General features: G+C 72.7%; 7 protein-coding genes. 3 read left to right on the top strand and 4 right to left on the bottom strand.

Annotated elements, in window-relative coordinates; all coding sequences use genetic code 11:
* Nucleotides 1–174: 174 nt before the first annotated feature.
* The 4 genes from AB0A74_RS41595 to mraZ form a co-directional block, all read right to left on the bottom strand.
* Entirely contained in the window at nt 175–2,034 is a 1,860-nt protein-coding gene (locus AB0A74_RS41595) for a penicillin-binding protein 2 (RefSeq protein ID WP_358258590.1), read from the bottom strand.
* 38 nt (nt 2,035–2,072) lie between these two features.
* A complete protein-coding gene (locus AB0A74_RS41590; protein ID WP_358258588.1) occupies nt 2,073–2,696 on the bottom strand; it encodes a hypothetical protein in 624 nt (207 codons plus the stop codon).
* Nucleotides 2,693–3,640, bottom strand: a complete 948-nt coding sequence (rsmH, locus tag AB0A74_RS41585; protein ID WP_358258586.1) for a 16S rRNA (cytosine(1402)-N(4))-methyltransferase RsmH — start codon at nt 3,638–3,640, stop codon at nt 2,693–2,695. Before rsmH ends, AB0A74_RS41590 begins: the two co-directional genes overlap by 4 nt.
* 151 nt (nt 3,641–3,791) lie before the next feature.
* Nucleotides 3,792–4,223, bottom strand: a complete 432-nt coding sequence (gene mraZ / locus AB0A74_RS41580; protein ID WP_121226791.1) for a division/cell wall cluster transcriptional repressor MraZ — start codon at nt 4,221–4,223, stop codon at nt 3,792–3,794.
* A gap of 527 nt (nt 4,224–4,750) precedes the next feature.
* Here mraZ and AB0A74_RS41575 point away from each other — a divergent pair.
* Genes AB0A74_RS41575 through AB0A74_RS41565 form a run of 3 tightly spaced genes read left to right on the top strand, consistent with a single transcriptional unit; the run spans nt 4,751 to nt 9,505 of the window.
* A complete protein-coding gene (locus AB0A74_RS41575) occupies nt 4,751–5,803 on the top strand; it encodes a MoxR family ATPase (RefSeq protein ID WP_358258592.1) in 1,053 nt (350 codons plus the stop codon).
* Between the two features lies 1 nt (nt 5,804).
* A complete protein-coding gene (locus AB0A74_RS41570; protein WP_358258583.1) occupies nt 5,805–7,070 on the top strand; it encodes a DUF58 domain-containing protein in 1,266 nt (421 codons plus the stop codon).
* Entirely contained in the window at nt 7,070–9,505 is a 2,436-nt protein-coding gene (locus AB0A74_RS41565; RefSeq protein WP_358258581.1) for a DUF3488 and transglutaminase-like domain-containing protein, read from the top strand. The genes AB0A74_RS41570 and AB0A74_RS41565 overlap by 1 nt, the downstream gene beginning before the upstream one ends.
* The last annotated feature ends 72 nt before the right edge of the window (nt 9,506–9,577 follow it).

Here is a 9,577-nt window from a genome sequence, read left to right as displayed (position 1 = left end):
TCCCGGGGTTGGTCGAAAAACTTTTGCTCGTTCCTCGCAAAACTTTTTGGCCCAACCCCGGGAAAGTGTGGTAGCCCTTCGGGCAGGCCATACGGGGAGGACGGAAAAGCCCAAAAGCGGGCGCGCTTCGCGCGCCGGAAGGGCGACGCCCGCTGCGCGGTCGCCAGGTGCCTGTCAGAGCACCAGTTGCATGACCGGAGCCTGTTCCGCCGACATCGGCACCTGGAACCGCTGTGCCAGGTACGAAGCGATGTCGTGGAACAACGGCGCGGCCGACACGCTGTACTGTCCGCCGCCGCTCGGCGCGTCCAGCATGATGCCCACGACGTACCTCGGGTTGTCCGCCGGGAAGATCCCCGCGAACGTGATCCAGTACGAACTCTGGCTGTAGCACCCGCACTTCGGGTCCACCTGCTGAGCCGTCCCCGTCTTGCCCGACACCTGGTAGCCCGCCAGGGCCGCCGACGGGCCGGTGCCCGTTTGGCCAGGCGCGTTCTGGACCACCGCGCGGAACATGTCGCGGACCGTCTTCGCCGTTTGCGGGGACACCACGCGGACTTCTTCCGGGCGCTCGGCTTCCTTGCGGGCGCCGTTCTGGTCGACCTCCGCTCGGATGATGCGTGGCGGGATGCGGACGCCGTCGTTCGCGATCGCCTGGTACATGCCGGTCATCTGCAACAGGGTCATGTTCAGGCCCTGGCCGATGGGCAGGTTGCCGAACGTCGAGCCGGACCACTGGTTGCGCGGCGGGACCGAGCCGGACTCCTCGCCGGGCAGGCCGGACTGGGTTCGCTTGCCCAGGCCGAACTTGCGCAGCATGTCCGCGTAGCGGTCCTCGCCGATCTTCTGCGCCGCCATCAGCGTGCCGACGTTGGAGGACTTCGCGAACACGCCGGTGAACGTCATGTCCTGGGTCGGGTGGAACACCGAGTCCTTGATGGTCCGGTCGGCCACCTTGATCGTGTAGTCGACGGTCAGCACGCTGTCCGGCTGGTAGATGCCGTCCTCGATGGCCGTCGCCGCCGTCACGATCTTGTTCACCGACCCCGGCTCGAACACCGACGACACGGCCGCGTTGCGCAGCTGGTCCTCGGAGGCCTTGCCGAAGTCGTTGGGGTCGAACGTCTTGTCGTTGGCCATCGCCAGGATCTCGCCGGTGCGCGAGTCGAGCACCACCGCCGAACCGGTCTTCGCGCCGGACTTCTCCGTGTAGTCGGTGACCATGCGCTGCAACGCGTACTGCGTGTCCACGTCGAGCGTCAGCTCCAGGCTGCGCCCCGGCACCGCGGCGGCCAGTTCGCGCGACCGGCCCGGCCCGGGGATCACCACGTCGTTGTTGCCCTGCATGGTGTCCACGACCCGGCGACCCATGCGGCCGGCGAGCAGGTTGTCCTGCGAGTTCTCCAGGCCCAGCACGCCGTGCGTGGCGGGCGGCTCCTGGTCCTCGCGCCAGTTCGCCGCGCCGATGATGTTCGACGCCAGCTCGCCGTTGGGGTAGACGCGGACCGCGCGGTACTCCTGGCCGATGTCGGCGTACTTCTCGGTGATCGCCGCCGCCTTCGCCGGGTCGATGTTGTCGACCAGCTCGACGTAGGTGATGTCCTTGGTGATCAGCGAGTACATCGTCTGCTCGTCGGTCTTCTGGCCGTTGACCTCGGTGCCGAGCGTGTCCTGGATGAACTTCGCGACGCCGCGCGCCCAGTCCTCGTAGGAGCCGATCTTCGGGTCGGCCTCCTGCGCCTTGGTCCACTTCGTGCGGGTCAGCTGCGGCACGGCGTAGAGCTGGCGGGCCTCCACGCTGAACGCCAGCTGGTTGCCGTTGCGGTCGGTGATGGAGCCGCGCGCCGCCGGGACGTCGATCGGCGTCGCCCGCTGCTCCTCCGCCTGCTTGGACAGGGCTTCGGCCTGGAAGCCCTGCACCTGGACGAGCTTGAGCCCGGCCAGCACCAGCGCGCCGACCAGCAACAGCCGGCCGACGGCGATGCGGACCCGGCTGTTGCCGCCCCGGCGCCGCTTGGGCGCGCGGACCGACAACGGCCGCCTGGTGGGCCTCCCCCTGGTGGGCCCTGGCATCACTGACCTCCGGGCACCTGCTGTGCGGGTGGTGGTTGTTGTGCGTTCGGGTCGGCCGGGGGTTGCTGCGCGTTGGGGTCGGCCGGTGGCTGCTGCGCGTTCGGGTCCGGCGGGGGCGTGGACGTGGGTGGCGGCGCGGGCGGGGCCGGGGTCTGGGCGGCCGACGGCTTGCCGTGGACCTCGATCGTCCCGTCGGGCAGTTGGCGCAGGCGCGCCGGGTCCTCGACCGGGACCAGGCCCAGCCGGGCCGCGGCCTCCGCGAGTTGGCGCGGCGACTCGGCCAGCGCCACCTCCTGGCGCAGCTGCTCGACCTGGCGGGCCAGGCGCTTCTCCTCCGCGCGCGCGTCCTGCAGGCGGTAGGAGTCGGCGGTCGCCTGGGTGGACAGCCACATGATCGCGGCGATCCCGACGCCCAGCACCACCATCACCATCACCACGAACGGCGCCCGGGGCGCGGGCACCGGCCGGCGGGTCACGGCGGTGCCGCGGGTGCGCTGCTCGCGGCGGGCGTAGGCGCGCTCGGCCGCCGCCGAGCGGGAGCGGGTGGGCACCGAGCGCAGGGCGCGCTCGCGCGGCTTGCCGGGGGTGGACGGCACGCCGCCGGTCCGGGCCGGTGCGGTCATGTCGTCGCCTCCCTGATCCGTTCCGCCGCCCGGAGTCGTACCGGCGCGGCCCTGGGGTTGTCCTCGATCTCCTGCTCGGTCGCCACCTCGGCGCCGCGGGTCACGAGCTTCAGCTCGGGGCCGTGGCCGGGCAGCTCCACCGGCAGGCCCGGCGGGGTCTTGGAGACGGCCAGGTCGGCGAACGCCCGCTTGACCATCCGGTCCTCCAGCGACTGGTAGGACTCCACGACGATCCGCCCGCCCACCGCGAGCACCGACAGCGCCGCGGGCAGGGCCTGGCGCAACGACTCCAGCTCGCCGTTGACCTCGATCCGCAACGCCTGGAACGTGCGCTTCGCGGGGTGGCCGCCGGTGCGCCGGGTCGCCGCGGGCACCACGTCGTAGAGCAGCTCGACCAGCCGCCCGGAGTTGGTGAACGGCTCGCGGGCGCGTTCGCGCGCCACGGCCTGGGCGATCTTGCGGGCGAACCGCTCCTCGCCGTAGTCGCGCAGGATCCGGGTGAGGTCGTCCACGGAGTACTCGTTGAGCACGTCCGCGGCCGTCATGCCGGTGCCGGCGCTCATCCGCATGTCCAGCGGCGCGTCCCGCGAGTACGCGAAACCGCGCTCCTCGGCGTCCAGCTGCAACGAGGAGACGCCGAGGTCCATCAGGACGCCGTCCACCGGGCCGTCCACGGCCTCGGCGATGTTGTCGTAGGTGGTCTGCACGAACGTCGTCCGGTCGGCGAAGGGCTCAAGGCGCTCGCGCGCCAGCTCCAACGCCTGCGGGTCGCGGTCCAGGCCGATCAGCCGCACCCGCGGGTGGGCCCGCAGCACGGCCTCGGAGTGCCCGCCCAGGCCGAGCGTGCAGTCCACGAACACCGCGTCCCGGTCGGCCAGCGCGGGGGCCAGCAGGCCCAGGACGCGGTCGAGCAGCACCGGCACGTGCCGCGCCCGCTCGCCCATGTCCCCTCCCACATCCCCCCACCGACAAAAATTCGGGTGTCGTCAGGTCCCCGCCCGCCCGTCGGACCTGGCGCCGGGGAAGGTGCGCCAGGGCCGAAAGCCGAGCGGACCGAGGCCTCACGGCACCCGAAACCTCAAGCGTCCAAGCCCATCAGAAAACGCCCGGCAGCACCTCCTCGCGAGCCTCGGCGTAGCTGTCCTCGTGCTCGTCCATGTAGCGCTGCCACGCCTGCGCGTCCCAGATCTCCAGCCGGTTCACCGCGCCGATGACCACGCACTCCTTGGTCAGCCCGGCGTAGCGGCGCAGTTCCGGTGCGATGGACACCCGGCCCTGGCCGTCCGGCCGCTGCTCGTCGGTCCCCGCGAACAGGTAGCGCTGGTAGGCGCGGACCGCCTCGTTGGTGAACGGCGCCTCCGCGACCTTGCGCGCCATCTGCTCGAACTCGGCCCGAGGGAACACGTAGAGGCAGTGGTCCTGGCCCTTGGTGACCATGAGACCCCCCGCTAGCGCGTCCCGGAACTTCGCAGGCAGCGTCAGCCGGCCCTTGTCGTCCAGCCTGGGGTGGTGCGTGCCCAGGAACACGGCAACCCACCTCCCGCCGCCGGACGGCGAACCGGCAGTGGGGCCCCCGTCTGCCCCACCGGCCGCCACAGTACCCCACTTTTCACCACAGTCAACGCTGAAACGGGTGGTCAGCCACCCGGATGGGGAACGTTTACGCAGGTAGAGCGGAGATGACGACCGTGGGGGGTGGTGGGGGAAGCCGAGCGCCCCGGCCGCCGCGAGGGCCGTGATCGACTCGAAAACCCACCCGAACGGCCCAGCGAAATCGGGCAAATCGGGTTCAGCGCGGCGGGTGGTGGGGAATCGTGGTGGGAGCGGGTGAACCGGCAGCCGGAGACGGCCGTGGAAACCAGCGGCACGAGAATGTTCAATCGGTGTGGGGCGCTTCGCCCCGGTTTGACACACTGCGTGAAACGCTCACCGCCTCCGCGAACCGGTCGCGGTGGTCTTCGGGAGGTCGAGTGACTCCGAGTACCCAGCCAGCCGCGCTGCCCGAACACTCTTTCGGGGGCGGTGGGCTCAATCACGTGAACAACACGGCCCACGTGCACAGCCGGCCCGACGAGGTGCTCGCCGAACTGCACGCCGTGGTGGGACGCATCGCGGCGAACGTCGAGAAGGTCATCGTCGGCAAGCCGGACGTGGTCCGCATCGCCATCGTGACGCTGCTCGCCGAGGGCCACCTGCTGGTGGAGGACGTGCCCGGCGTCGGCAAGACGTCGCTGGCCAAGGCCCTGGCGCGGTCCATCGACTGTTCGGTGAGCCGCATCCAGTTCACCCCGGACCTGCTGCCCAGCGACATCACCGGTGTGTCGATCTACAACCGGCAGGACAACGACTTCGAGTTCCGCCCCGGCCCGGTGTTCGCCAACATCGTGGTCGGCGACGAGATCAACCGGGCGTCGCCGAAGACCCAGTCGGCGCTGCTGGAGTGCATGGAAGAGCACCAGGTGACGGTGGACGGGAACACCTACCCGCTCAGCGCGCCGTTCATGGTGATCGCCACCCAGAACCCGATCGAGATGGAGGGCACCTACGCCCTCCCCGAGGCGCAGCGGGACCGGTTCACCGCGCGGGTCTCCATCGGCTACCCCGACCCGCAGGCCGAGCTGGCGATGGTGGACGAGCACGCGGGCAACGACCCGTTGGCCGACCTGCGCCCGGTGTCGGACGCGGACACGGTGCTCAAGCTGGTGCACGCCGTGCGCCGGGTGCACCTGTCGCCCGAGGTGCGCCGGTACGCGGTGGAGCTGGTCGGGGCCACCCGGCGGCTGCCGGAGCTGCGGCTGGGCGCGTCCCCGCGCTCGACGTTGCAGCTGGTCCGGGCGGCGCGGGCGCAGGCGGCGCTGGCGGGGCGCGACTTCGTGGTGCCCGACGACATCCACGCCGTGGCCGTGCCCGTGCTGGCGCACCGGCTGGTGCTGACGGCCGAGGCCCAGGCGGCCCGGCGGTCCGCGGCGGACCTGGTGCGCAACCTGTTGCAGCGGGTGCCGGTGCCGCAGGCGGCGCTGGACCCGTCCGGCCAGTTCCTGCAGAACGTGCAGCGCCACCCCGGCGGCCACCCGGCCCCGGGCCACGGCGACGGCCACCACCGCTGACATGCGCGGAGCCCTGTCCGGGCTGACCACCCGGGGCCGCTGCCTCCTCGCCGCCGGGTTCGCGGCGGGCCTGTGCGCGGTCGTGCTCAACGAGCGGGACCTGCTGCGGGTCGCCGCGTTCGTGGTGGCCCTGCCGGTGCTGGCCGCGTGGCTGGCGCAGCGGGCCCGCATCGGCCTGCACGCGTCCCGGTTCCTGTTCCCCAGCCGCGTCCAGGTGGGCGCGGCGACCGAGGTGAAGGTCGAGCTGCGCTCCGCGGGCCGGCTGCCCACCGGCGGTCTGCTGCTGGAGGACGCCGTGCCGTACGCGCTGGGCGCCCGGCCGCGGTTCGTCGTCGAGCGGCTGCCGCGCAACACCGTGACCGCGCTGCGCTACCCGTTGAAGCCGGTGATGCGCGGCATCCAGCAGGTCGGGCCGCTGATGGCGCGGATCACCGACCCGTTCGGGCTGGCCGAGTTCGACCGCGAGCTGGCGGGCCGCTCGAAGCTGGTCGTGGTGCCGCGCGTGGTGGGCCTGGCCGGGCTGCCCAGCGGGTCCGGCATGGGCGCGGGCGACGACGGCTCGATCCGGCTGCGCGCCGGGCAGGGCGAGGACGACGCCGTGGTGCGGCCGTACCGGCACGGCGACGACCTGCGGAAGGTGCACTGGCGGTCCACCGCGCGGCGCGACGAGCTGATGGTGCGCGTCGAGGAACGGCCGTGGCGCGGCGGGACGACGGTGCTGCTGGACCACCGGCTGACCGCGCACCGCGGCACGGGGCCGAACTCGTCGCTGGAGTGGGCGGTGTCGTTCGTGGCGTCGGTGTGCCTGCACCTGCACCGGTTCGGGCACCAGGTGCGACTGGTCGGCGACGACGGGCGGGTGCTGGCGGGCGGGTCGGGCGACGGCGGGCACAGCGACGCCGTGGTGCTCGACGCCCTGGCCGCGCTGCAGCCGTCGCACCGGCGGGAACCGGCGGCCGGGTTGGACCCGGGCGCGGGCCAGGAGGTCATCGCGGTGCTCGGCGGCAGCACGCCGGCCGTGGTGGACGCGCTGGTGCGCAACCGGCCGCGCGGCATGCGCAGCCTGGCCGTGGTGATGGACGTGCGGGCGTGGGCGGCGAGTGGCGAGGACCCCGCGCCCGACCCGGAGGAGGCGCGTGGCCTGCTGGCGGCGGCCGGCTGGGGCGCGGTGGTCGCCCGGCCGTCGACGCCGATGAACCAGGTCTGGCAGGAGCTGTGCCACAGCGCGGGCAACCGCGGCCCCGTGGTGCGCACGGAGGTGGGGTAGTGACCGGCAGTACCGCCGCTCGGGGCAACTGGGTCGTGAGCGCGACGCCCGCCGTCGCGGGTCTGGCCACGCTGTGCGCGGCGACGGCGTTGTCCAGCGTCGTGGCGGGCGTGCTGTGGCTGGTGAACCTGGCCGTGGCGATCACCGTCGTGGTCGGCGTGGGCGTGCTGCTGCGGCAGACGCGGCTGCCCAACCCGCTGATCGCGCTGGTGCAGGTGTTCGCGCTGATGTCGCTGCTGGTGACGATCTTCACCCGGACCGGCGTGCTGGTCGTGCTGCCCGGACCGCAGTCGCTGGGCGACCTGATGACCGTGCTCGGCGACGCGTTCGCCGAGGTGCAGACCGGGGTGCCGCCGGTCGCCGACAGCGAGGCCATCCGGTGCCTGGTGATGCTGGCGATCGGTCTCGTGGCCGTGCTGGTGGACCTGCTGGCCGTCGGGGCCGCCGCGCCCGCCGCGTCCGGTCTGGTGCTGCTGTGCGTGTTCGCGGTGCCGGCGTCGCTGGCCGACGAGATGCTGCCGGTGTGGACCTTCGTGTTCGGCGCGGGGGCGTTCGCGCTGCTCCTGGCGGTGGACGGGCAGCACCGGCACGACGCGTGGCGCGGGCGGCGACCAGGGTCGGGCGGGAGCGGTTCGGGGCCGGCGGCGACGGCGGTCGCGGGTGCGGCCGTGGTGGTCGCGATGCTGGCCGGGGCGAGCTTCACGCTGGTCGGGACCGTCGGCCGGCTGCCCGGCGGCGACGAGGTCGGCGGCGGCGCGGACGGCCTGGGCCTGGACCCGATGACCGAGCTGCGCGGCATGCTCAACCAGGGCGCGACGCGGGAGATGTTCCGGGTGCGCGGGTTGCCGGAGGCGGCGTACCTGCGGGCGATGACGTTGCGCGAGTACGTGCCGGACAAGGGCTGGCAGCTGGGCGGCGACCTGTCCACGGGGGTGCCCGCGAACGGCGACCTGCCGCAGCAACCGGGCGACCCGGGCGACGGCGAGGTCACCACGGTGACCATCGAGCCGGTGAACTGGCTGGACAACTGGCTGCCGGTGTACGGGCGACCGCGGCGCATCCAGGACGTCGAGGACAACTGGCGGTACGACCCGGTGCGCGGGATGGTCTACAGCGTCCGGCAGCGCAAGGCCGCGCCGTACAAGCTGGAGACGGTGCTCAAGACGCCCCCGGCGGACGCGTTGCGCCGGGCGAACGGCGCGGCGGACGTCGAGGACGTGTACCTGGACGCGCGGGGGGTGAGCCCCGAGGTCGCGGACCTCGCGCGCGAGATCACCCGGAGCCAGCCGAACGGCTTCGATAAGGCCACCGCGCTCTACAACTACTTCACCGACGGCACCCAGGGCTTCGCCTACACCACGGACACCGGCGGGGCGGCGACGTCCGACGCGCTGCGCGACTTCGTGATGACCGGCAAGCGCGGGTTCTGCCAGCAGTACGCGTCGGCGATGGCGATCATGGCGCGGTCCATCGGCCTGCCGTCGCGGGTGGCGATGGGTTTCACGGCGGGCTTCCCGACGGGTGACGCGCAGACGATCACGACCCAGGACGCGCACGCGTGGGTGGAGATCTACTTCCCGAACTACGGCTGGACGGTCTTCGACCCGACCCCGCTGTCGGACGGGCGCGGCGTGGTGCCGCCGTACATCGCCGGCCGCCAGGTCGATGGCGACGAAACGGACACCACGACGGCCCCCACCACGACCACCGCCCCCACGACCTCGGCGTCCGCCGCGACCACCACGGCGACGACGGGTGACCAGGCCGGCGACGACCCGAACGCGACGGAGACGCCGACCCCGACGTGGCACACGGTCACCCTGTTGGTCGCCGCCACCATCGGAGTCCTGCTCACGGCCCTGCTGTTCCTGCTCTCCCGCCAGGCCACCCGCGTCCCGCTGAACCTCCGCGGTGCCCCGTGGCTGCGGCCACTCCTGACAACCGTGGCCGCGGCGGCGTGGATAGTCCTGGCGACCCTGCTGGTGGCCCTGCTGTCCTGGTGGATAGCGATCCCGCTGCTGGTGGTCGTCCTGATCGCGATCCCGGCCGGCATACGCGAATGGCGCCGCCGCGAACGTTTGCGCGCCGTCGCCGGCCTGGGCCCGGACGCCGCCGGGGCCGCGTGGCAGGAGTTGCTGGCGGAGTCGGTGGACCGCGGCACCCGGGTGCCGACGACGGAGACGGTCCGAGTGGCCGCCCGCCGCATGGCGAAGGCCCACAACCTGGACGAACAGGGCCGGGACGGCCTGCGCGCGGTGGTCGGGGCGGTGGAACGCTCCTGGTACAGCACCAATTCGGCCGCCGACCCGACCCTGCCCGGCGCGGTGGACGAGGTCCGCAAGAGCATGACCAGAAACGCCCCCCTGGCCCTACGAGCCAAAGTCCTCCCCCGTTCAGTCCTACAACCCACCACCCCACCGGACACGGACGACTAACTCGCGGCAAGTCGCGGTGGTGCGGGGGCGGGCGCGGCGTGCGGGGCGGGCGCGGGGCGTGGCCGGCGGGGC

The sequence above is a fragment of the Saccharothrix sp. NPDC042600 genome, from assembly GCF_040647305.1.
In the GTDB taxonomy this organism is placed as follows: Bacteria; Actinomycetota; Actinomycetes; order Mycobacteriales; family Pseudonocardiaceae; genus Actinosynnema; species Actinosynnema mutabilis.
This window is presented reverse-complemented; position numbering and strand designations above follow the sequence as displayed.